The sequence below is a fragment of the Bradyrhizobium sp. CSA207 genome (assembly GCF_029051685.1).
Classification (GTDB): Bacteria; Pseudomonadota; Alphaproteobacteria; order Rhizobiales; family Xanthobacteraceae; genus Bradyrhizobium.
The window spans coordinates 177,582-198,783 of the sequence record NZ_JAACFT010000015.1 but is presented as its reverse complement, the minus strand read 5'-3'; the positions used below and the strand labels follow the sequence as shown (position 1 = coordinate 198,783).

Annotated in this window: 22 protein-coding genes; 10 read left to right on the top strand and 12 right to left on the bottom strand. The window is 64.9% G+C overall.

The genetic code is table 11. From position 1 onward, the window contains the following. Positions 1-563, top strand: a 563-nt coding sequence (locus GWG65_RS19045; protein ID WP_275197069.1) for a DUF2147 domain-containing protein, incomplete at its 5' end; no start/stop codon positions are given. A 187-nt stretch (positions 564-750) separates the two neighbouring features. Beyond that, positions 751-1,101, top strand: coding sequence for a hypothetical protein (locus GWG65_RS19040; RefSeq protein ID WP_275197068.1), 351 nt, complete (start codon positions 751-753; stop codon positions 1,099-1,101). Positions 1,102-1,244: 143 nt separating this feature from the next. On the opposite strand, the gene GWG65_RS19035 is transcribed toward GWG65_RS19040, so the two are convergent. Continuing rightward, positions 1,245-1,649: a cupin domain-containing protein gene (locus GWG65_RS19035; protein ID WP_247389240.1), complete on the bottom strand. Its 405-nt coding sequence runs from the start codon at positions 1,647-1,649 to the stop codon at positions 1,245-1,247. Between the two features lie 24 nt (positions 1,650-1,673). Beyond that, positions 1,674-2,372, bottom strand: coding sequence for a ribonuclease activity regulator RraA (locus GWG65_RS19030; protein WP_275197067.1), 699 nt, complete (start codon positions 2,370-2,372; stop codon positions 1,674-1,676). A gap of 262 nt (positions 2,373-2,634) precedes the next feature. On the opposite strand from GWG65_RS19030, the gene pxpB reads away from it, so the two are divergent. From pxpB to GWG65_RS19015, 3 genes are read left to right on the top strand one after another with little or no spacing between them, the layout of a single operon-like run. Next, complete coding sequence (pxpB, locus tag GWG65_RS19025) at positions 2,635-3,366, top strand: 5-oxoprolinase subunit PxpB (protein ID WP_275197066.1); 732 nt, start codon at positions 2,635-2,637, stop codon at positions 3,364-3,366. Further along, positions 3,363-4,400 (top strand): biotin-dependent carboxyltransferase family protein, encoded by a 1,038-nt coding sequence (locus GWG65_RS19020; protein ID WP_275197065.1) that lies wholly within the window; start codon positions 3,363-3,365, stop codon positions 4,398-4,400. The genes pxpB and GWG65_RS19020 overlap by 4 nt, the downstream gene beginning before the upstream one ends. 32 nt (positions 4,401-4,432) lie before the next feature. Continuing rightward, positions 4,433-5,200, top strand: a complete 768-nt coding sequence (locus GWG65_RS19015) for a 5-oxoprolinase subunit PxpA (protein ID WP_275197064.1) — start codon at positions 4,433-4,435, stop codon at positions 5,198-5,200. 124 nt (positions 5,201-5,324) lie between these two features. Here GWG65_RS19015 and GWG65_RS19010 read toward each other — a convergent pair whose 3' ends face one another. From GWG65_RS19010 to GWG65_RS18990, 5 genes are all read right to left on the bottom strand, one after another. Further along, entirely contained in the window at positions 5,325-5,477 is a 153-nt protein-coding gene (locus tag GWG65_RS19010; protein ID WP_035666020.1) for a hypothetical protein, read from the bottom strand. Between the two features lie 216 nt (positions 5,478-5,693). Continuing rightward, on the bottom strand, positions 5,694-7,307 hold the full coding sequence (locus GWG65_RS19005) for a sulfite reductase subunit alpha (protein ID WP_275197063.1): 1,614 nt from the start codon (positions 7,305-7,307) through the stop codon (positions 5,694-5,696). Beyond that, positions 7,304-9,085 carry a NirA family protein gene (locus GWG65_RS19000; protein WP_275197062.1) on the bottom strand — a complete coding sequence of 594 codons (1,782 nt, stop codon included), beginning with the start codon at positions 9,083-9,085 and terminating at the stop codon, positions 7,304-7,306. Before GWG65_RS19000 ends, GWG65_RS19005 begins: the two co-directional genes overlap by 4 nt. A 334-nt stretch (positions 9,086-9,419) precedes the next feature. Continuing rightward, the gene (locus GWG65_RS18995; protein WP_275197061.1) at positions 9,420-10,583 is read right to left on the bottom strand and encodes a CmpA/NrtA family ABC transporter substrate-binding protein; all 1,164 of its coding nucleotides are present in this window, start codon (positions 10,581-10,583) and stop codon (positions 9,420-9,422) included. Further along, positions 10,580-11,170 (bottom strand): ANTAR domain-containing protein, encoded by a 591-nt coding sequence (locus GWG65_RS18990; RefSeq protein WP_275197060.1) that lies wholly within the window; start codon positions 11,168-11,170, stop codon positions 10,580-10,582. The genes GWG65_RS18995 and GWG65_RS18990 overlap by 4 nt, the downstream gene beginning before the upstream one ends. A gap of 110 nt (positions 11,171-11,280) precedes the next feature. Here GWG65_RS18990 and rimO point away from each other — a divergent pair, with 110 nt between their 5' ends. From rimO to GWG65_RS18975, 3 genes are all read left to right on the top strand, one after another. Then, positions 11,281-12,606, top strand: a complete 1,326-nt coding sequence (rimO, locus tag GWG65_RS18985) for a 30S ribosomal protein S12 methylthiotransferase RimO (protein WP_275197059.1) — start codon at positions 11,281-11,283, stop codon at positions 12,604-12,606. 173 nt (positions 12,607-12,779) lie between these two features. Then, on the top strand, positions 12,780-13,421 hold the full coding sequence (locus GWG65_RS18980; RefSeq protein WP_275197058.1) for a hypothetical protein: 642 nt from the start codon (positions 12,780-12,782) through the stop codon (positions 13,419-13,421). 265 nt (positions 13,422-13,686) lie between these two features. Beyond that, on the top strand, positions 13,687-14,883 hold the full coding sequence (locus GWG65_RS18975) for an acetylornithine transaminase (RefSeq protein ID WP_275197057.1): 1,197 nt from the start codon (positions 13,687-13,689) through the stop codon (positions 14,881-14,883). A 98-nt stretch (positions 14,884-14,981) separates the two neighbouring features. Here the strand turns inward: GWG65_RS18975 and GWG65_RS18970 are convergent, their stop codons facing one another. The 3 genes from GWG65_RS18970 to pcsA form a co-directional block, all read right to left on the bottom strand. Further along, a complete protein-coding gene (locus GWG65_RS18970; RefSeq protein ID WP_275197056.1) occupies positions 14,982-15,956 on the bottom strand; it encodes a quinone oxidoreductase in 975 nt (324 codons plus the stop codon). Positions 15,957-16,048: 92 nt separating this feature from the next. Further along, positions 16,049-16,774 carry a TerC family protein gene (locus tag GWG65_RS18965; RefSeq protein ID WP_275197055.1) on the bottom strand — a complete coding sequence of 242 codons (726 nt, stop codon included), beginning with the start codon at positions 16,772-16,774 and terminating at the stop codon, positions 16,049-16,051. After that, positions 16,771-17,538, bottom strand: coding sequence for a phosphatidylcholine synthase (pcsA, locus tag GWG65_RS18960; RefSeq protein ID WP_275197054.1), 768 nt, complete (start codon positions 17,536-17,538; stop codon positions 16,771-16,773). The genes GWG65_RS18965 and pcsA overlap by 4 nt, the downstream gene beginning before the upstream one ends. Positions 17,539-17,624: 86 nt before the next feature. On the opposite strand from pcsA, the gene GWG65_RS18955 reads away from it, so the two are divergent. Further along, positions 17,625-18,809 carry a UbiH/UbiF family hydroxylase gene (locus GWG65_RS18955; RefSeq protein ID WP_275197053.1) on the top strand — a complete coding sequence of 395 codons (1,185 nt, stop codon included), beginning with the start codon at positions 17,625-17,627 and terminating at the stop codon, positions 18,807-18,809. 23 nt (positions 18,810-18,832) lie between these two features. Here GWG65_RS18955 and GWG65_RS18950 read toward each other — a convergent pair whose 3' ends face one another. Continuing rightward, positions 18,833-19,786, bottom strand: coding sequence for an AEC family transporter (locus GWG65_RS18950; RefSeq protein ID WP_275197052.1), 954 nt, complete (start codon positions 19,784-19,786; stop codon positions 18,833-18,835). A 106-nt stretch (positions 19,787-19,892) separates the two neighbouring features. Here GWG65_RS18950 and hspQ point away from each other — a divergent pair, with 106 nt between their 5' ends. Next, a complete protein-coding gene (hspQ, locus tag GWG65_RS18945; protein WP_148741532.1) occupies positions 19,893-20,225 on the top strand; it encodes a heat shock protein HspQ in 333 nt (110 codons plus the stop codon). 75 nt (positions 20,226-20,300) lie between these two features. On the opposite strand, the gene GWG65_RS18940 is transcribed toward hspQ, so the two are convergent. Then, positions 20,301-21,119 (bottom strand): invasion associated locus B family protein, encoded by an 819-nt coding sequence (locus GWG65_RS18940; RefSeq protein ID WP_275197051.1) that lies wholly within the window; start codon positions 21,117-21,119, stop codon positions 20,301-20,303. Positions 21,120-21,202: the final 83 nt, after the last annotated feature.

Below are 21,202 nucleotides of genomic sequence, written 5' to 3'. Positions count from 1 at the left end.
CTCCCGCGCCACCGGCTCCGCCGCCGACCACCACCGCCAACAATGCGCCGGCCGATACGGCTGTGCTGCCACCGCCCGCACCGCCTCCGGCTCCTGCTCCGATCGAGCAGCAGGCGGCTCCCGCCGTGACGCCGCCGCCGGCGCCGACCGCGGCTGCCGCTCCGCCCGCGCCCCCTGCGCCGCCTCCGCCAGTTGCCCCGGCGGCGCCCGTTCAGTCGGCCGCCGTCGCGCCGGCTCCCGCAGCCGCGCCCACGCGCGATCTCAACTCGCCGCTTGGTGTCTGGCTCACTGAGGAGAAGGAAGGCAAGGTCCGCATCGAGCAATGCGGCACCAATCTCTGCGGCTATTCGCTTGATTCCAAGTCGAACCAGAACGGCGAGCAGGTCCTGATCAATATGAAGCCGGGCAAGGACCAGAAATGGTCCGGACGCATCCTCGATCCCAACTCGGGCTCGACCTATGATTCCACGATCGCGCTGAAGGGTACCGACCGCCTGCGCGTGCAGGGCTGCGCCTTCGGCGGCATGTTCTGCGGCGGCCAGACCTGGACACGGGTGAACTGAGTCCGCGTTCAACGTTGTGACGGAAGCAAGGGGCCCGCGATCCGGGCCCCTTTTCTTTTCACGTTGATAGCCGTGTCATCGCTAGGTGCGCCACCTCACACAGAACCTGGCGCGCGTGACAGCCCTCACATCGCCGGTTCCGCGGCCATGCCAAGATCCCCGCATGGTCAACCCACAGGGGCGTGTCATGAACGGTTTTCGCAAGTGTCTTGTCGCCACGATCCTCGCCATCGCGTTGCCAGCCACGCAGGCAAGCGCCAGCACTTTCGACGGCGCATGGAATGTCCGTATCGCATCGTCGAGCCAGACCTGCGGCAACGGCTCAACCGTCGCAATCGGTATCAACAACGGTCAGATCGCCTCGAGCAGCGCCGCGGTGGCGGCGTCCGGCCGTGTGGCGGATGCCGGCAGCATCAACGTCACCTTGAGCACCGGCATCAAGCGCGCGGTCGCCTTCGGCCGGCTCAGCGGCACCTCGGGCTCCGGCACCTGGCGCGGCGCGATGTGCACGGGAACGTGGACCGCCGAGCGGATGTAAGTTGTCGTGTCCCGGACAAGCAGCGACGCGAAGCGTTGCTGCGCAGAGCCGGGACCCAGCAGTCTTGATGCCGTCAAAAGTTCTGGGCCCCGGATCGGCGACGCATCGCCACGGGGCGATGCGTCTTGTCCGGGGCACAAGAGCTAGCCGACCGCCGCGCCATACTCCGCGTCGGTCACCGGCTCTAGCCAGGTCGAATAGACGCCGTCGAGCGCTTCCTGCATGGCGATGTGGGTCATGCCGTTGGTCGGCGAGCCGCCGTGCCAGTGCACCTCGTTCGGCGGAATCCAGACGGTGTCGCCGGGACGGATTTCGATGACAGGCCCGCCCTTGGTCTGAACGCGCCCGACGCCCGAAATCACGTAAAGCGTCTGCCCGAGCGGATGATGGTGCCAGTTGGTGCGGGCACCCGGCTCGAACGAGACACGCGAGCAGTTCAGCCGCGCCGGCGCGGGCGCCATGATGACGGGGTCCTGCCAAACCGTGCCGGTGAAGTGTTCCTTGGGCGCGCGGCGGGTCGGCCGCGTGCCTGCGACGGTGATCTCCATGGGGTAACCTCGCTTGTTGTCTCGTTACTTCTTGCTGGCGGCGTAGCGCGCCTTGGTCTCGGCGTTCATCGGATAGAGGCCCGGCAGCACCGCGCCGTTGTTCACCTCGTTGACGATCCAGGCTTCCATCCGTTCCTGCTCGACGCCCTCGGCGAGCACGTGATCGAGCATCGCCTGCGGGATCAGTACGCAGCCGTCCTGGTCGGCGACCACGATGTCGTTCGGGAACACCGCGACGCCGCCGCAGCCGATCGGCTCGCCCCAGCCGACGAAGGTGAGGCCCGCAACCGACGGCGGCGCGGCATAGCCGTCGCACCACACCGGCAGATTGGTGCCGAGCACGCCCTCGAGGTCACGCACCACGCCGTCGGTGACGAGCGCGGTGACGCCGCGCTTGACCATGCGCGCGCAGAGGATGTCGCCGAAGATGCCGGCATCGGTGATGCCCATGGCGTCGACCACGGCGATGCAGCCATCCGGCATTGCCTCGATCGCGGTGCGGGTCGAGATCGGCGACGACCAGGATTCCGGCGTCGCCAGATCCTCGCGCGCCGGCACGAAGCGCAGCGTGAAGGCCGGTCCCACCAGGCGCGGCAGGCCCGGACGCAGCGGACGGGCGCCGCGCATCCACACGTTACGCAGGCCCTTCTTCAGCAGGACCGTGGTGATGGTGGCAGTGGTGATGCCGGCGAGGGTCTTGCGGGCTTCGGGGGACAGCGACATGGAAAAACACGAGCTCCGGATGGGCGGGAAGGAACGCCGCGCATGTTGCGAGGCGGGCGCTTGGCGTCAAGGGCCAAGAACGCGGATCAAGAACGCGGATCAAGAACGCGCCCCGCGCGGCTGTTATGCAACGCGATAACAAGGCTTTATCGCCTGCCCTTGCATTAATTTATTGGACTTGCGGACGCATTTACGCGAAGCAAGGCGATGCGGAACTCAAGGCTGAGCCCGCGTTACTCCAGAAGCCCGATTTCGACAGCTCATGGCCGCGACGCTTCCCCCGCCCCGCCTTTTGCCCAGTGGCGACAGCGCCGTCACGGTCGAGTTCAGCCGCACCATCGACGACGCCGCCAACCAGCGCGTGCTGGCGCTCGACAAGGCGCTCGCAGCAAGCCCCATCGATGGCATCACCGAATCCGTGCCGACCTATCGCTCGCTGCTGGTGCATTACGATCCCGGTAAGATCGGCTTCGATGCGCTAGGCGAAAAGCTGCTCGCGCTCGCGAGCCGGCCGTTGCCGCCGGCCACGACAGCGCGGCGCTGGCGCATTCCCGTCGCTTATGGCGGCGAGCACGGCATCGATCTTGAGGATGTCGCCAAGGCGCTGAACACCACGCCCGACGACATCGTCGCCAGGCATGTGGCCGGCGACTATAAGGTCGCCATGATCGGCTTCACGCCGGGCTGGTCCTATCTCAGCGGGCTGGACAAATCCCTGCATATGTCGCGGCGGCAGAATCCGCGGCTGCTGACGCCCGCCGGCACGATCTCGATCGGCGGCATCCAGGCCGGAATCCAATGCCTGGCTGCTCCGAGCGGCTGGCACCTGCTCGGACGCACGCCGGTGCGGACCTATCAGCTGCACCGGAATCCGACCTTCCTCACCGAACCCGGTGATCGCGTGACGTTTTTCGCCATCGACCACAAGACCTTCGAGGAGCAGGACCGCGCCGCGGAAGCCGGCGAGATCATCGCCGAGCAGGTGGTCGCATGAGCCGGCTCGTCGTCGCCAGCATCGGGCCTGCAAGCTCCGTCCAGGATGGCGGGCGTCTGGGCGCGCAGCGCTATGGCCTGACGCCGAGCGGCGCAATGGACCGGCTGGCACTGGCGGCGGCCAATTGTTTGGTTGGCAACGAGCTGTTCGCAGCCGCTGTCGAGATCGGCCCGTTCGGTGCCACCTTCACCGCCCGTGACGGCGCCGTACGGGTCGCGATCGCGGGCGCGCCGCGCAATGCCGAAATTGCCGGGCGACCGCTCGCCATGGACACATCCGCGACGCTGAAGGACGGCGAGACGCTGACGCTGGGCTTTGCCCGCGGCGGCGCCTTCACCTATCTCGCGATCGAAGGCGGTATCAAAGGCGAGCCCGTGTTCGGCAGCCTCGCGGTGAACGCACGCGCGGGCCTCGGCAGCCCCTACCCGCGCCCGCTCCAGGCCGGCGACGAATTCACTGTCGATGCCGCGAGCGGCGCGCCCGAATTGCGGATCGAATTGCCGAAGCCTTCGAGCGGCCCGATCCGCGTCGTGCTGGGTCCTCAGGACGACGAGTTCGACGACGCCAACAAGGCGCTGTTCTTAGATAGCGAGTGGAAGATCTCGGCGACCTCCGACCGCATGGGCTACCGGTTCGAAGGACCCGCGATCAAGCATCTGCACGGCCACAACATCGTCTCCGACGGCACCGTCAACGGCAGCATCCAGGTGCCCGGCAACGGCGCGCCGATCGCGCTGATGATGGACCGCGGCACCTCCGGCGGCTACCCGAAGATCGCAACCGTGATCACGGCCGATGTTGGCCGCCTCGCGCAGACCTCGGCGGGAACAGCGTTCCGCTTCAAGCAGGTCACCATGGCCGAGGCGCAGGACGAGGCACGCAAGTTTGCGCAGTTGATCCGGAACCTGCCCGATCGCCTGCGTTCTTCCGACACCGTCACGCTCAACATCGAGGCGCTCCAGGATGCTAATGTTGCGGGCTATGCGGTGAGCGCCGTCGATGCCGGCACATGGCAGGTCATTGCGGAGCCGTAAACCACAAGACGACCAGAGGCGGAGAGCACCCCATGAAGACCATCGATCTCAATTGCGATCTCGGCGAAGGTTTTGGCGCGTGGGAGATGGGCAACGACGCTGCGATGATCGAGCTGGCGAGCTCGGTCAACATCGCCTGCGGCTTCCATGCCGGCGATCCCGATATCATGCGCCGGACGGTCGAGCTTGCGAAAGCGCGCGGCGTCTCAGTCGGCGCACATCCCGGCTATCGCGACCTGCACGGCTTTGGCCGGCATCCGATCGCGGGCCTGAAGCCCTCCGAAATCGAGAACCTCGTCGCCTACCAGATCGGCGCGCTGCAAGCGATCGCAACCGCCGCCGGCCACAAGGTGACCCATGTGAAGGCGCATGGCGCGCTCTCCAACGTCGCCTGCGAGGACGACATGACGGCCAAGGCGATCGCCGCCGGCATTAGGGCGGTCGATCCCAGCCTGATCTTCGTCGTGCTCGCCAATTCGAAGCTGGTGAAGGCCGGCGAAGCAGCCAATCTGCCGATGGTGCACGAGGTGTTCGCCGACCGCGCCTATGAGGACGACGGCAATCTGGTCTCGCGCAAGAAGCCCGGCGCCGTGCTGCACGACGCCAAGGCGATCGCCGACCGCGTGGTTCGCATGGTGCAGGATGGCGCGGTGGTCTCGGTCACCGGCAAGGTCATCAAGATGCGGACGGACACGGTCTGCATCCACGGCGACACGCCCGGCGCGGTCGACATCGCGCGCGGCCTGCGCCAGGCGTTGAAGGATGCAGGGATCGAGGTGGCGCCGTTCAAGCGCGGGTGAGACGGGGCTCGGGTGCTGTAGGGTGGGTTAGCGAAGCGTAACCCACCATGCTTCAGCGAATGCCGGACGACGTTGGTGGGTTACGCCTTTCGGCTAACCCACCCTACGGACCTACGAAGCTTCGTTAGAACGGATGCACCGACAGCGTCCCGAACACGATGGCGGCGATGACGGCGAAGGCACTGTAGAGCGCCAGATGATGGGCACTCGCCCCGGTCCGCCGCGAGAGCGAGCGCGCGTAAAAGTGCAGTCTGGCTTCCGCCGATAGTTCGCGCATGGTCGATCTCCAACGCCCCATTTGCGGGATTATGAAGGCTCAACCCTGGGTGCAGGCAAGATCGCGGCGGAAATAGCGATGGAGGTTCTCTTGGGAAGCCCCATCGCAGGTAGAAATTCTCCTCGTCGGCTGGTTCCGAGAATCTTATTCGTTAAATTCGGAGCCGATTGGAACCGAGTCAAGACTCCCAGAAGCACGAGGCGTTGGGATCGCGCTTTAGTAGACGTCAGCCTGGAAGCGTCCGGTCTTCTTGAGCTCGGCGACAAAACTGACGGCTTCATCGGTCGAACGTGCGCCGAACTGGGCGACGATGTCGACCAGCGCGCGCTCGACGTCCTTGGCCATGCGCTTGGCATCGCCGCAGATGTAGAGATGCGCGCCCTCGGCGAGCCAGGTCCACAGCTCGCGGCCGACCTCGCGCATGCGATCCTGCACGTAAAACTTCTTCTCGCCGTCGCGCGACCAGGCCAGCGACAGGCGCGTCAGCAGGCCCGAGGTCTTCATCGCGTTGAGCTCGTCCTGGTAGAAGAAGTCGCAATCGCTGCGCTGGTGGCCGAAGAACAGCCAGTTCCTGCCGGGCGCGCCGGTCGCCTTGCGGTCGAACAGGAAGGCGCGGAACGGCGCGATGCCGGTGCCGGGGCCGATCATGATGATCGGCGTCTTCGGATCCTGGGGAAGACCGAAGCCGTGCGCCTTCTGCACATAGACCTTGAGCTTCTCGCCCTCGGAGATGCGCTCGCCGAGGAAGGTCGAGGCGACGCCGATACGCTTGCGCTTACCGATGACGTAGCGCACGGAATCGACCGTCAGCGACAGCTTGCCGGGCGTCGCATTGTGTGAGGACGAGATCGAATAAAGCCGCGGCTGGAGCGGCTCGAGCGCTTCGACGAAGGCCTCGGGATGCGGCCGCGTGCCGGAAAACTTCTGCAGCGCGGCCATGACGTCCAGCGTCGCGGCATCGCCATCGGGATCCTCGCCCTGCGCCAGCGCCCGCGCCTTCTCGCGCTGCGCGCCGCCGGTGATGAACGAAATCAGCTCGAACAGCGTGTCCGGCGCCGGCGACAGCGAGACGTCGTCGATCAGCACCTCGCGCAGCGTCTTGCCGTTGACCTTGGTGATATGGGAGGCACCGAGCAGCGCGATGATCTGGTCGACGAGGCCGACATCGTTGCGCGCGAACACGCCGAAGGAGTCCCCAACGACGTAGTCGAGCTTGCTTTCGGAAAGATCGAAGTCGACGTGATAGGTCTCCTTCTCCGACTTCCCCTTGTTGAGCAGGCGCCGCGACAGGAAGGTCGCGGTAACAGGGTTGTCGCGCGAGCGGCCGGGTTCGGCGATCGTCACCGTCACTGCCGGCGCGGTCACTGCGCCCTGCTTGTCGGGAGCTTTGGCCGCCGGCGCCTTGTCCAGCTCTTCGTGGAGTGCCTTGAGCATCCGCGCGGTTTCCTTGCCGCCGGGGACGCAAAGGTTGAGCCGCGCTTCGCTGCGGCTGGCGATCGCCTCCGAATAGTCGTGGCAATTATAGCCGCATTGGCCGCAATCCTGCTGCGCCATCGCCGCCATCATCTTGCGGCGCACGGGGCGGCCTTCGGCGAGCTTCATCCGGTCGGCAATCGGCATGGTCTGGTCGTGCCATGGCGCTTCGCCATCATCGCCGTCGCCGGTTGCGCCTTGCATGACGGCAGCGCCCTGCTCCGCCGACAAAGGCGCGGCGGCGTCGGGCGACAAAAGGCCGGCAAAGAAGCCATTCAGCCAGGAGCGCTGCGCGTCGGAAAACGGTGCACTCTGGGGAATGATGTCGAGTTTGGGCGGAGGGCTGATCTGGTTCATGAGGACACCTCTGCATCGGCAAGCTTGCGCAGCGTCTCGCCATCGTGGCGGCGCGCAAAGGAAAGGAAGGATTCTTCGGCAGACGCGCGATGGGCGATATAGGCCTTGAGCAGACCTTCGACCGTTTTCGGCGCGTCCTCGGCCTTGAGGTCGTGATAGACTTCCTGCCCGACATCGGCATCGGGACCGAACCCGCCGCCGGTGAAGAGATGGTAGCCCTCGACCGTATCCTCTTCGCCCACCGGCACACGCGCACCGATCAGCCCGATGTCGCTGATGTAGTGCTGCGCGCAGGAATGGTGGCAGCCGGTGACGTGGATGTTGACCGGCTTGTCCATCGCGACGCGCGGCTCGCACCAGTCGCCGATCTCGGCGGCATGGCGCTTGGTATTCGACGCGGCGAAGCGGCAACCAGCATTGCCGGTGCAGGCAATCAGGCCGGCGCGGACGTGCGATGCTTCGACCGCAAGCCCGATCTGCTTGACCGCTGCAATCGCCAGCTCGACATTCTCGTCGCGCACGCCCGGGATCAGCAGGTTCTGCCAGACGGTCAGGCGGATATCCCCGTCGCCGAGATCCCGCGCGACCTTGGCGAGGCCCCGCATCTGTTCGCAGGTGATCTTGCCGAGCGGCACTGACACGCCGATCCAGTTCAGTCCATCCTGCTTCTGCTTGTGCACGCCGATATGCGCCATGCGGTCCGACGCAGGCCGCGGCGCAAACGCCTCTGCCGGCACGCGCGTAAACGGCTTCTTCAGCCGCTCCTCGACAAGCTTGAGGAAGCCGTCATGGCCCATGGCGTCGAGCACATATTTCAGCCGCGCCTTATTGCGGTTGGTGCGGTCGCCATGCTCGATGAACACGCGCACGATGGCGTCAGCGACGGCCGTGGCCTGTTCCGGCTTGACGATGATGTCGGAGTATTTTGCGAAATCCTTGTGTCCAGTGATGCCGCCAAGGCCAAGGCGAAACCAGACCCCGGGCTCGACGCCGAAACCGTCCTTCACCTCGAACGCCGTGAATGCGATGTCGTTGGTCTCCTCGAGCACGGCAATCCTGCCGGCGCCGTCGAAGGCGACATTGAACTTGCGCGGCAATCCATACAGCGAGCGATCATTCAGGATGTGGTAGTGCCACTCGCGCGCGTAGGGCCGCGTGTCGATCAGCTCCTGCGGATCGATGCCTGCGGTCGGCGTTCCCGTGACGTTGCGGATGTTGTCGGCGCCGGAGCCGCGCGAGCACAGGCCGAGATCCTGGATGCCCTCGATCAGCTTCACGGCGTGCTTCGGCGGGATTTCGCGAAGCTGGAGATTGGCGCGCGTGGTGACGTGGCTGTACGGGCCGCACAATTCCTCGGCGAGATCGGCAAGACCGGACAGCTGCCAGTGCTTCATGATGCCGTTCGGAATGCGCAGGCGGCACATGTAGGAGTCCTGCGTCGGCGCGACATAGAAGATCCCGAAATAGCGCCAGCGGAAGTTGTCCGCGGGGCTCGGCGGCGCGTTGTCGAGGGCCTGTTGGCGCAGCCGCGGATAGGCGTCGAAGGGATGCTCGTCGCGCTTGAATTTCTCCTGGTCGGCGAGCTTCTTACCCGCGGCGATGACCTTGTCCTGCGCCTTGATGTGCACGGCATCTGGACCGGTGGGCTCAGCGTTCGCCTTGCCGGCGCCACCGCCGAGACCGCGGCCGACCCGGCTGATCTGCAAACCGGTCGTGAAGCCCTCGAGATAGCGTTTCTGGTCGTCGGTAAAGTCGACTGAGACAGTGTCGATTTTCATGGTCGGTAACGAAGCTCCTGCGGCCACCTCGGTGGCATCGACGGAAAAGTGCACGACCCGCGAGGAGCTCGGCTGGCTCGATAGCCGGCTTTGCACCCAACGGTCCGGTCAGCTTCGTTGCTGTGGGACTCGGCTCAGCAGGCATCTGTGACAGGCTGGCCGCAGTGCAACATTCAAGTTGCGTGCCAGCTTTGAGGAAATGGAAATTGCTGTAATTTCAGCTAATTATGGGTGACGCCGCGAGATCCAGGTCCTGGAACTCTCACGAAATTCGTGCAGCCAGCTCAAAATTTAGACGATGATCCCGCGCGCCCAAAAACGGTGCAGGACCGAATCAGGCCTTCCAGCGGCCCACCTCGAAGGCCTCGAGATGCCCTCGAATGTTGTCGGGATCGAAGGCGGGGCCGGCGAACGCGCCGAACGCCGCGGGGGCCTCGGCCGGCGGCCGCTGGCCGAGGGCCGCGTCGTAAAGATCCGGCCTGAACACGGCCATGGCCGTCTTGACGCCGTCGGGCGTCAGCGTCGCCTGGCCCCAGCGCACCATCTGCGCATAGAGCCAGGCCGCCTGGACCGGATCCGGGCGCCCTGCCCCTTCGCGTCCGACCAGAAGGTAGCGGCTGCTTTCGCGGAAGGTACCGTCGGGCGAGATCTTCAGGCGTCCATCAAGCGTGCGCTGGATCACCTCGGCGTCGACGCCGATCCGTTCCGGCTGCGCCAGAATTCGCGCCGCCTCAGCCAGGTTCGCGGGTTGCTCAATGAACGCCGCGGCCTTCACCGCCGCACGCACCAATGCTGCAACCACATCCGGATGCGTGTCAGCCCAGACCTGGCGAACCGCCAGCACCTTCTCTGCCGCACGGTCGAGAATGTCGGAGACGAAGTGCAGGATATGGCCGATGCCGAGATCGACCGCGACCGAATTCCAGGGCGCGCCGACGCAGAATGCATCGACCTGGCCGTTGGCGAGGCTGTCCACCATGTAGGGCGGCGGCAGCACGACGAGGCGAACATCCTCGTCCGGATCGACGCCGGCCGCCGCCATCCAGAACCGCAATTGGTAATTGTGGGTCGAGAACGGGAAGGTCATGCCGAAGGTCAGCGGATCGGCCCCTGCCTGGCGGCGTCTGGCGACCACCTTCGCCAGCGCCTTCGCCGTGACCAGCGGATCGAAACGATCGCCGTCGATCTCCTCCATCAGCGCCGCATGCAGCGTCGGCGAGACCGTGATCGCATTGCCGTTGATACCGAGGTTGAAGGGCGCGGCGATCGGAACCTTGACGTGGCCGAGCCCGAGCGAGGACGCGATCGCGACCGGCGCGAGCAGATGCGCAGCGTCGAACAGGCCGATATTGAGCTTGTCGCGGACGTTGGACCAGGACACCTCGCGCACCAGCTCGACCTCGAGCCCCTCGGCGGCGGCAAAGCCCTTGTCGACGGCGACGATCAGGGCGGCGGCATCGACCAGCGGGATGAACCCTATGCGGAGGGCAACGGTCATTTCAGCATCTCCGACGCGGTGATGATCGATTGTGCGATCTCGCCGATTTTCTTCTTCTCGCGCATCGCAGTCGAGCGCAGCAGCACATAGGCCTCATCCTCGGTGAGGCCTTTCACCTTCATCAAAATGCCCTTGGCGCGCTCGATGATCTTGCGGTCCTCGAGCTGCGACTTGGTGCGCTCCAGTTCCTCCTGGAGCTTGGCGAAGGCGTTGAAGCGCGACACGCAGAGGTCGAGGATCGGCTTGATGCGCTCTTTCTTCAGCCCGTCGACGATGTAGGCGGACACCCCGGCCTCCACCGAGGCCTGGATCGACGCCGAGTCGCTCTGGTCGACGAACATCGCGATCGGCCGGCGCACGGCGCGGCTGACCTGGAACATCGCTTCGAGCACGTCGCGGCTGGGGTTTTCCAGATCGATCAGGATGATGTCGGGGTCCACCGCGTAAATACGGGCGAGCAGGCTCTGCATTTCACGGATATGGACGACCTGCGTGAACCCGGATTCCCGCAACCCTTCCTCGAGGATCGCAGCCCGGATCGGGCTTTCGTCAACGATCACGATTTTGGGCGACTGTTCGGCGCTCATTGCTCACTCACGTCAGGCGATTCATCCATAGCACGCCCGCGGGCCATGCAAAGGGTTGTAATTATGGGCAATTGGGACTAGCTCAGGCCGGTCAATCAGGCAGATTAGATATGGATCAGACGGCTGCGCCCAAGGTCAGCTTCGTGTCGCTCGGGTGTCCCAAGGCATTGGTGGATTCCGAGCGCATCATCACGCGCCTGCGCGCCGAAGGCTACGAGCTCGCCCGCAAGCATGACGGGGCCGACATCGTCATCGTTAACACCTGTGGCTTCCTCGACAGCGCCAAGCAGGAATCGCTCTCGGCGATCGGCGAGGCCATGGCCGAGAACGGCAAGGTGATCGTGACCGGTTGCATGGGTGCGGAACCCGAGCAGATCGAGCAGGCCTATCCCGGCGTGCTCTCGATCACCGGCCCGCAGCAATATGAGAGCGTGCTGGACGCCGTGCACCGCGCGCTGCCGCCGGCCCACAATCCGCATCTCGATCTGGTGCCGCCGCAGGGCGTCAAGCTGACGCCGCGCCACTACGCTTACTTGAAGATTTCCGAGGGCTGCAACAACCGCTGCACCTTCTGCATCATCCCGAAGCTGCGCGGCGATCTCGTCTCGCGTCCGGCTGGCGACGTGCTGCGCGAGGCGGAGCGCCTGGTCGGCGCCGGCGTCAAGGAGCTGCTGGTGATCTCGCAGGACACCTCGGCCTACGGCGTCGATCTGAAATATGCCGAGAGCCCGTGGAAGGATCGCCAGGTCCGCGCCAAATTCCTCGACCTTGCGCGCGAGCTCGGCGAGCTCGGCGCCTGGGTCCGGCTGCAATATGTCTATCCCTACCCGCACGTCGACGAGGTCATCGCGCTGATGAACGAGGGCAAAGTGCTGCCCTATCTCGACATCCCGTTCCAGCATGCGAGCCCCGAGGTGCTGAAGGCGATGAAGCGCCCGGCGGCGCAGGACAAGACGCTGGCGCGGATCAAGCGCTGGCGCGAGGAATGTCCCGATCTCGCGTTGCGCTCGACCTTCATCGTCGGCTTCCCCGGCGAGACCGATGCCGACTTCGCCTATCTGCTCGACTGGCTGGACGAAGCCGAGATCGACCGTCTCGGCTGCTTCAAATACGAGCCGGTTGCAGGCGCCACGTCGAACGCGATCGAAAATCCGGTACCGGAAGAAATCAAGCAGGAGCGCTACAACGCACTGATGGCGCGCCAGCAGAAGATCTCCGCTCGACGGCTGAAGCGCAAGGTCGGCACCCGACAGCAGATCATCATCGACGAGGTCAGCCCGACCGTCGCAAAGGGCCGCTCCAAGGCCGATGCGCCCGAGATCGATGGCGCGGTCTACCTCACGAGCCGCCGCCCCTTGCGCGTCGGCGAGATCGTCACCGCGAAGATCGAGCGCGCCGACCAATACGACCTGCACGGCAGCGTGGCGGGATTCTGACGCTTCAACGCTCCGCTGCACGACTGGTCTAGGCGCGAACTCGTTGCTACCTCTTTCGCTTGCGGCCGCACGCAAGAGCAAGCGCGCCAAGATGTGACACTATAGTGCATTCACGCAGCAGTCATCGACTCGGCCTAACTGTGCCGCGCCTTCAACGCGAGCGAGGACTGATGATGAGCCGTCTTTCGGACATGCTGCGAACACAGCGCTTCGACGATTATCGCTTTTACCACCAGAGCACCATCAATCAGACGCTGCACCTCTTCAGCGCCGTCATCTTCCTCGGTTGTTACGCGCTGCTGTTTCGCGATGCCGCCCTTGCGGGACTCGTCGGCTGGCTCGCGATGCTGACGCGGCAGAGCGGGCATTTCTTCTTCGAGCCCAACGGCTATGACGCCGTCAACGACGTCAGCAACGAATACAAGGAAGCGGTCAAGGTCGGCTACAATCAGACCCGCAAGATCATCCTGCTCTTGATCTGGGGCAGCGCGCCGCTGGTGCTGTATGCGATGCCCACGCTGCTGGGCATCTTCGATCCGCCGACCGGCCAATTCGACTACGTCCGCCATGTCGGCGCGGTGTGGCTCGTGATCGGGATCGGCGGCGGCCTCACCCGCATGCTCCAGCTCTTTGTCACGCGCGATGTCACGACCGGATTGGTGTGGGCGTTCAAGGTGCTGACCGATCCCTTCCATAACATCGCGCTGTACTGGAAATCGCCGCTGAAGCTGATGCGCGGCGAGCTCATCGACAGCGCGATCGCGGATGCGGATTGGAGCGATGAGAACGCCGAAGAAGCCGCAAGCCCGACCTGACCATGCACGCCAAGCGGGTGCTTAGCAAAACGCCCGCTTGACAAGCCCCGCCATTCGCCTGTATTGCCGCGGCCCATGATCAGCTCCCGGACTCACCTGCGCCAAGCCATGCGTCGTCGCTCCCGCGACGATGATGGGTTGCGCCATGTCCGACGACACCGCTGAAGCACTGACATCAGCAGAGTTTTCGAGAAGGCCGCACCCGCAAAGTGCGGCCTTTCTGCTTTTCGCGCGCCCCTTCCACCCGCCTCCAGAGGAGTTCGACATGACCGACGCCACCCATCCGTATGACGCGCTGATGGACATCACCGCACGGCCCAAGACGGTGTTCGTCCGCGGCGCCGGCTCCTACCTCTGGGACGACAGCCGCAAGCGCTATCTCGATTTCGTGCAGGGCTGGGCCGTGAACTGTCTCGGCCACTCGCCGCCGGCGATCGCGGACGCGCTTGCCGCGCAGGCCAAGCGGCTATTGACGCCGAGCCCGGCCTTCTACAACGAGCCGAGCCTCAAGCTGGCGCAGGCGCTCGTCGCAAACAGCGCCTTCGACCAGGTGTTCTTCGCCAATTCCGGCGCAGAGGCCAACGAGGGTGCGATCAAGCTCGCGCGCAAATTTGGCAGCCTGCACAAGGGCGGCGCGTTCGAGATCATCAGTTTCGAAGGCGGTTTTCACGGCCGCACGCTGGCAACGATGTCGGCCTCGGGCAAGAAGGCCTTCGAGCCGCTGTTCGAGCCAAAGGTTGCCGGATTCAAGAAGGCGAAGCTCAACGATATCGCCTCTGTCGAAAAGCTGATCAACGGCAACACCGTCGCTGTGATGCTCGAGCCGATCCAGGGCGAGTCCGGCGTGTGGCCTGCGACCGATCAGTTCCTGCAGGAATTGCGCGCGCTCACCGAGGCGCACAGGCTGCTCTTGATCTTCGACGAGATCCAGACCGGCATGGGGCGGACCGGAAAGCTGTTCCACTACGAGCACACAGGCATAGCGCCCGACATCATGACGCTCGGCAAGGGCATCGGCGGCGGCGTGCCGCTCGCAGCCCTGCTCGCGACCGAACGCGCGTCCTGTTTCGAGCACGGCGACCAGGGCGGCACGTTCAACGGCAACCCGATCATGTGCGCGGCAGGCCTTGCGGTGCTGGAGGAGGTCGGCCGGCCCGACTTCCTGAAGTCGGTCGCGGAGACTGGCCTGCTGCTCGAAAGCGAATTGCAGAAGGTCTCGGCCCGGCATGGCCTCGGCGAGGTGCGGGGCCGCGGCCTGCTGCTGGCGCTCGACCTCAAGCTGCCGATCGCGCCCGGCATCGTGGCGCAGGCGTTCGAGGCCGGCGTGCTGCTGAACGCGCCGCAAGTCGACGCGCTGCGCTTCATGCCGGCGCTGAATGTCACGAAGGCGGAGATCGCCGAGGTGATCGACTGTCTCGACGGGATCTTGACGAAGGCGGGTGCGGCAAGGCGCGTGGCGTAAGCCTCGTCATTGCGAGGCGCGAAGCGACGAAGCAATCCAGACTGCCTCTGCGGAGGCAACCCTGGATTGCTTCGCTTCGCTCGCAATGACGAAAGAAACTAAGGCTTCAAAATCGACGCGCCCGTGGTCTTGCGGCTTTCGAGATCGATATGCGCCTTGGCGGCGTCTTTCAGCGCGTAGGCGTGGTTGATCGGCACGTGCAGCGTTCCGTTGATCACGGCGGCGAACAGCGTGTCGGCGCCTTCCAAAAGCTCCGAGCGCTTGCCGATGTAGTCGTTGAGCTTCGGCCGCGTCGCAAACAGCGAGCCGTGATTGTTGAGCTCGGCAATCGAGAACGGCGGCACGGGCCCAGAGGCATTGCCGAAGGAGACGAACATGCCGCGCGGTTTCAGGCAGGACAGCGAGCCCGGGAATGTCGACTTGCCGACGCCGTCATAGACGACGTCGCAGCCCTCGTTGCGGCTGATCTGTTTGACGCGGGCGACAAAGTCTTCCTCGTTGTAGAGGATGACGTGGTCGCAGCCATTGGCTTCTGCGAGCTCGGCCTTCTCGCGCGAGCCAACCGTGCCGATCACATGAGCGCCCATCGCCCTCGCCCACTGGCAGGCGAGCAGGCCGATGCCGCCGGCCGCGGCGTGGATCAGCACGCGGTGATGCGGCTCGACCTTGAAGGTCTTGTGCAGGAGATACCAGACCGTGAGCCCCTTGAGCATCAGCACGGCGCCCTGCTCGTAGGTGATGTGGTCGGGCAGCTTGACCAGCCGCTCCAAGGGAATGTTGCGCTCGCCGGCATAGGCGCCGAGATTGTAATAGTAGGCGACGCGGTCGCCGGGATGAAAATTCGTCACGCCCGGTCCGACCGCGACGACCTCGCCCGCGGCCTCGTTGCCGGCGATGAAAGGCAGCCCCGGCGCCTTGTAGAGCCCGGTGCGATAATAGACGTCGATGAAGTTCAGCCCGACGGCGTGCTGGCGGATGCGCACCTCGCCCGTAGCAGGCGCCGGCACGTCGACGCTTTCATAGACCAGGGCTTCGGGGCCTCCAACCTTGTGCACACGGACGGCTTTGGTCATCGTTTGACCTCCTCTCGGTCTTTTCGCGGATAAGCGAAAGACATCGCGCCCGCCTTGTCAACTCGACGCCAGCACTGAACGGAGGAACCGAACTATTTGGCGGCTTTCCTGCGGTTGCGCTTCGCCAGCACGTTGAAGAACTCGACCGCCGCCGAGAACGTAATCGCGAAATAGATATAGCCGCGCGGAATGTGGAATTGGAATCCGTCCGCGACCAGCGCGACGCCGATCAGCACCAAAAACGCCAGCGCCAGCATCTTCGTGGTCGGATGTTCCGCGACGAATCGCGACACCGGTCCCGAGGAAATGTACATGATCAGGCAGGCGATCACGACGGCCGCGATCATGATCTCGATATCCTGCGCCATGCCGATCGCGGTGATGATCGAATCCAGCGAAAACACGATGTCGATGACGATGATCTGGAGGATCACCCAGAAGAAGGCGTTACGGCCGGGAGCACCCTCGCTGTCGTCCTCGTCCGCGTCGACCTCGGCATGGATCTCGTGGGTCGCTTTCGCAATCAGGAACAGGCCGCCGCCGATCAGGATGAGATCGCGCCAGGAAAAATCGTAACCGCTGAACGAAAACACCGGTGCGGTCAGGCCGATCAGCCAGACCAGCACGCTGAGCAGGATGATGCGGAAGACCAGCGCCAGCGCCAGCCCGATCTGGCGGGCGCGATTTGCCTGCTTCTCGGGGATGCGCGAGACGATCACCGACAGGAAGATGACGTTGTCGATGCCGAGCACGATCTCGAGCGAGGTCAAAGTGAGCAGCGCGGCCCAGGCTTCGGGGCTGGTGAGGAGATGCATCATGCGAAGGATCTTACGAACCGGATCAATGCGTCGCTGAAGACGATCCAGAGCGCGATCGCGCAGAGCGCCACGGTGACGGTCGTGCCGACGTGAAAGTCCATCTTCAGCGCGTAGAGCCCGAGCAGCGCCCAGATCGCGATCAGCGACATCGTCAGCCAGCGCAGCCGCACCACGCGTACCGGATGCAGCACATGGAACGGCACGAAGGTCAGCACCACCAGCGCGGCAACCAGTAACGTCGACAAAAGCGGCGGCCAGTGCAGCAGGAACAGATAGAACGCCGCCGCGTTCCACAGTGCCGGAAACCCGCGAAAATGGTTGTCGTCCGCCTTCATGCGCAGATCGGCGAAATAAAGCGCGCTGGTGACGATGATGGCGACGCCGAGCAGAGGCGCCGCGACTGGTAGCAACAGACCGCTCGCCACGATGGCGTAGGCCGGCACGAAGACATAGGTGACGAAGTCGACGACGAGATCGAGCACGTCGCCGGACCAGTTCGGCTGCACGTTCTTGACGTCGAGCCGGCGCGCGATCGGGCCGTCGATCGCATCGATGATCAGCGCCATACCCAGCCACAGAAACATCGCCGCCCAGTGCTCGCGCACGGCCTCCAGCATCGCCAGCAGCGCGATCGCCGCGCCGAAAGCGGTGAAGATATGCACCGAGAAGGCCGCGGCGCGTATCGCAGGCGTCGGCTTCAGGGAGTCCTCTTGGCTGTCCATGGCTCCTGCTATCAGAATGACACCGGTTTGCACATCCGCCATTGCGGCGCTCGGTCGCACAATTCGTCATAAAATCAGGCAGAATCAGCGGGCTTGAATTTGCCGGCGAGCGTGTCAATTGTCGTTCCATGACAGACGCATCGACGCTCTTTGACGCAGCCGTGATCGGCGGGGGACCGGCAGGCCTAGCGGCGGCCATCGCGCTGGCGCAAGCCGGCGCCCGGACCGCGCTGGTGGCGCGGCGCCTGCCCTATGCCGACAACCGCACCACCGCGCTGCTCGGCGCCTCCGTCGAGCTCCTGGAGACGCTCGACGTCTGGCCGCGCTGCAAGGACAAGGCCGCCGCGCTCGAAGTCATGCGCCTCGTCGACGACACCGGGCGGCTGTTCCGGGCGCCGGAGGTGCGGTTCTCCTGTCACGAAATCGATCTCGACGCCTTCGGCTACAACATCGACAACCGCTCGCTGATGCTGGCGCTGGAAGCCCGCGCGGCTGAATTGCCGGGCCTCGTCCGTTTCGACGACGAGGCCGAGGCCGTCGTGATCGAAGCCGACGACGTCGCGATCCGCACCGCATCCGGAAAATTCCTCTCGTCCCGGCTGGTGGTCGGCGCCGACGGCCGCCATTCGCTGTGCCGCGAGGCCGCCGGCATTGCGGTGACGCGGCGCGACCTGACGCAGACCGCACTGACCTTCAACGTCAGCCACGTGCGGCCGCATCGCAACGTCTCGACCGAATTCCACACGCCGCACGGTCCCTGCGTGTTCGTGCCCCTGCCCGGCGACCGCTCCAGCATCGTCTGGGTCGCGGCGCCCGCGGAAGCCGAACGGCTGCGTGGCTTGAGCGACGCGGAGCTGTCCGCCGCGATCGAGAAGCAGTCGCATTCCATTTTGGGACGCATGACGGTCGAGCCGGGACGCCACCTGTTCCCGCTGGCGATCGAGCGGCCTAAATCCTTCGCCCGGGACCGCATCGCGCTGGTCGGCGAAGCCGCCCATGTGGTTCCTCCGATCGGCGCCCAGGGCCTCAACCTCGGCCTGCGCGATGCCGCCGATATTGCCAGGCTCGCAGGCGAAGCCGTTGCCGCCGGCAGCGATCCCGGCGCCCCCGACGTGCTCAAGCGCTATGACCGGGCGCGGCGGCCGGATATTTTGAGCCGGACATTTGCGATCGATATCGCCAACCGCTCCCTGCTCAACGATTTCCTGCCGCTTCAGCCGGTCCGCGCCATCGGCATGCATCTGCTCGGCGCCATCGGTCCGCTCAGGCGTTTTGCCATGCGCGAGGGGCTGACGCCGACCTGGCGACGGTAGTTTGGCGAAGGTAGAGCGCGCGCTCAGGGAAACGCCAGCCGGCCGCTCTGGAGCAACCACATCACGCTGGTCAGCGTGACCACGGACGCGAAGGTCCCGAGCAGCACGGCGACGGAGGCGGATTCGATCCAGGCATCGTTCTGCCGTGCGATCACGAACACGTTCAGCGCCGGCGGCAGCGAGGCCATCAGCACAGCGGTCGCGGCCCAAGGCTGCGCGAACGGGCCGAATGCCAGCATCAGCCCGAACGCCGCGAGCGGATGGATCAGGAGCTTGACCGCGATCACGCCCGGCACTTCCCAGGGCACGCGGTCGAACGGCCGCAGCGCCACCGTCACACCGAGCACGAACAGCGCAGTCGGAGCTGCCGCGTTCTGGAGGAAGGTGATGGTGCGATCGAGCGCGACCGGCAGCTCGATATGCAGCGCCGCAACCGCCGCGCCAAAACAGGCCGACATGATCAGCGGGTTGAGCACGATCTGCTTCAGCACGACGCCGAAGGCGTGCACCAGCGAGGGATGGTCGCGGTCGGAGAGCTCGATCAGGAGCGGCACGATCGTGAACAGGAAGATGCTGTCGCAGCAGAAGATCAACGCGGTCGGCGCCGAGGCCTTCGCTCCGAGCACGGCCAGCGCCAGCCCCGGTCCCATGTAGCCGATATTGCCGTAGCCGCCGGACAGGCCGGCGAGCGTCGCCTCGCGCAGCGACAGCCGGCCGAGAACCTTGCCGAGGACGAGCGCGAGGGTGAACGCCGCAACCGTCGACAGCGTGGTCGCAACCAGGAACGGCGGGTTGTTCAGCTCCGAAAACGGCGTCTTCGACATGATCGCAAACAGCAGCGCCGGCAGCGACACGTAGAGCAGGAAGAAGTTCATCCAGGCCAGGCCCGATTCCGGCAGCGACTTGACCTTGCCGCAGGCGAAACCGACGAAGATCAGGCCGAAATATGGTAGTGCCAGATTGAGGATATCGACCATTGATGAAGTGTTTTCTGAGGACCTGGGGGCTATCCGCCCCTTAGGCGAAAGTTAATTCCAATTCAGGCCACTAGCATCGGCCACAATCCTGGTCTATCGACGGGGAATGATTAAAGCGCGGACCGCCAAATTCCAGATCGGACAGGTCGTGCGCCACCGGATCTTCTCGTTCCGGGGCGTGATCTTCGACATCGATCCGGAATTCAACAACACCGAGGAATGGTGGCTGTCGATCCCCGAGGAGGCGCGGCCCCATAAGGATCAGCCGTTCTATCACCTGCTCGCGGAGAACGCTGAGTCGGAATACGTTGCCTATGTCTCCGAGCAGAACCTGCTGCCGGACGAATCCGGCGAGCCGATCCGTCATTCCCAGGTCGCCGAGATTTTCATCAAGGACAAGGGCGGCGGGTATCGGCCGCGCAATCCGTCGTTGAACTGAATTCGCCGCCAGCAAGCGGTCAGCAAAAAAGGCGCTCGAGGTGAGCGCCTTTTTCATGTCCGGGATTTGGCCCGATTACTTCTGACCGGCGGGAGCGGCGCCAGGCGCACCATTCTGCTGCTCGAGCTTCTTGCGCTGCTCGTCGGCCTTCTTCTGAAGCTCTTCCTGGAGCTTCTTCTGGGTTTCCTCGAACACCTTCGGGTCGGTCGGCGGACCGTCATAGGCCTTCTGGAATTCGCCGGCGAGCGGCAGCGGCAAGGTCAGCGGTGCGCCGTTGGCGTTGATCGCCTGCACCACGAGGTTCTGGCCCTTCTTCATGTTGGCGAGAAGCTCGGGCGTCGCCTCGTAGTCCGACATGCAGCCGTTCTGGAAGCAGATCACATAGGGGCTCTGGAGCGGCGCATTGCTGTCGACGATGATACGGGTGCCGTGCACGAGCTGCATGCCGAGCGGCAGCGTTACGCGCAGGATCTTCTTGGGCTCGCCTTCCGGCTCGATGATCACGGCGGCGATGACCGGCTGGCCCGACTCGATGCGGCCGTCCTTGCCGGTGAAGCAGACTTGCTTGGCGTTAGCGTCCTGGCCCTTGAGGCAGAACTTGGTCCAGGGGGCGTAGATCAGCTGGATCTGCTGATCAGCGGGCTGGGCGGCGCCCTGCTGCGCCGGAGCGCCTTGAGCGGGGGCCTGCTGGGCCTGGGGCGTCTGGGCGGGCGCCGGAGCCTTGGGGGCAGCCTTCGGCGCGGCTTTCGGCGCCGGAGCCGCCTTGGGCGCGCCGGGCGCCGGCGCTGGAGTCTGCGCCTCAGCGGCAACAGGAACGGCCAACGCCGTCGCCGTCAACAGGGCGAGAAGTCGCCCGCGCGGCCGGACGGACGCGGCCAAGTAACGGAAATTCATTGCGGAAAACCCTTTCTGAACGGGAAGTGCCCGAACCGCTCCGAAGCGCCGAACCTAGCCGCTTTGGGCGCGGCTCTCTCCCC

Excerpts from the sequence above, each read along its gene's own strand:
- GWG65_RS19040 (WP_275197068.1), top strand. The coding sequence starts at position 751 with ATGAACGGTTTTCGCAAGTGTCTTGTCGCCACGATCCTCGCCATCGCG.
- GWG65_RS19035 (WP_247389240.1), bottom strand. The coding sequence starts at position 1,649 with ATGGAGATCACCGTCGCAGGCACGCGGCCGACCCGCCGCGCGCCCAAG.
- GWG65_RS19030 (WP_275197067.1), bottom strand. The coding sequence starts at position 2,372 with ATGTCGCTGTCCCCCGAAGCCCGCAAGACCCTCGCCGGCATCACCACT.
- pxpB (WP_275197066.1), top strand. The coding sequence starts at position 2,635 with ATGGCCGCGACGCTTCCCCCGCCCCGCCTTTTGCCCAGTGGCGACAGC.
- GWG65_RS19020 (WP_275197065.1), top strand. The coding sequence starts at position 3,363 with ATGAGCCGGCTCGTCGTCGCCAGCATCGGGCCTGCAAGCTCCGTCCAG.
- GWG65_RS19015 (WP_275197064.1), top strand. The coding sequence starts at position 4,433 with ATGAAGACCATCGATCTCAATTGCGATCTCGGCGAAGGTTTTGGCGCG.
- GWG65_RS19010 (WP_035666020.1), bottom strand. The coding sequence starts at position 5,477 with ATGCGCGAACTATCGGCGGAAGCCAGACTGCACTTTTACGCGCGCTCG.
- GWG65_RS19005 (WP_275197063.1), bottom strand. The coding sequence starts at position 7,307 with ATGAACCAGATCAGCCCTCCGCCCAAACTCGACATCATTCCCCAGAGT.
- GWG65_RS19000 (WP_275197062.1), bottom strand. The coding sequence starts at position 9,085 with ATGAAAATCGACACTGTCTCAGTCGACTTTACCGACGACCAGAAACGC.
- GWG65_RS18995 (WP_275197061.1), bottom strand. The coding sequence starts at position 10,583 with ATGACCGTTGCCCTCCGCATAGGGTTCATCCCGCTGGTCGATGCCGCC.
- GWG65_RS18990 (WP_275197060.1), bottom strand. The coding sequence starts at position 11,170 with ATGAGCGCCGAACAGTCGCCCAAAATCGTGATCGTTGACGAAAGCCCG.
- rimO (WP_275197059.1), top strand. The coding sequence starts at position 11,281 with ATGGATCAGACGGCTGCGCCCAAGGTCAGCTTCGTGTCGCTCGGGTGT.
- GWG65_RS18980 (WP_275197058.1), top strand. The coding sequence starts at position 12,780 with ATGAGCCGTCTTTCGGACATGCTGCGAACACAGCGCTTCGACGATTAT.
- GWG65_RS18975 (WP_275197057.1), top strand. The coding sequence starts at position 13,687 with ATGACCGACGCCACCCATCCGTATGACGCGCTGATGGACATCACCGCA.
- GWG65_RS18970 (WP_275197056.1), bottom strand. The coding sequence starts at position 15,956 with ATGACCAAAGCCGTCCGTGTGCACAAGGTTGGAGGCCCCGAAGCCCTG.
- GWG65_RS18965 (WP_275197055.1), bottom strand. The coding sequence starts at position 16,774 with ATGATGCATCTCCTCACCAGCCCCGAAGCCTGGGCCGCGCTGCTCACT.
- pcsA (WP_275197054.1), bottom strand. The coding sequence starts at position 17,538 with ATGGCGGATGTGCAAACCGGTGTCATTCTGATAGCAGGAGCCATGGAC.
- GWG65_RS18955 (WP_275197053.1), top strand. The coding sequence starts at position 17,625 with ATGACAGACGCATCGACGCTCTTTGACGCAGCCGTGATCGGCGGGGGA.
- GWG65_RS18950 (WP_275197052.1), bottom strand. The coding sequence starts at position 19,786 with ATGGTCGATATCCTCAATCTGGCACTACCATATTTCGGCCTGATCTTC.
- hspQ (WP_148741532.1), top strand. The coding sequence starts at position 19,893 with ATGATTAAAGCGCGGACCGCCAAATTCCAGATCGGACAGGTCGTGCGC.
- GWG65_RS18940 (WP_275197051.1), bottom strand. The coding sequence starts at position 21,119 with ATGAATTTCCGTTACTTGGCCGCGTCCGTCCGGCCGCGCGGGCGACTT.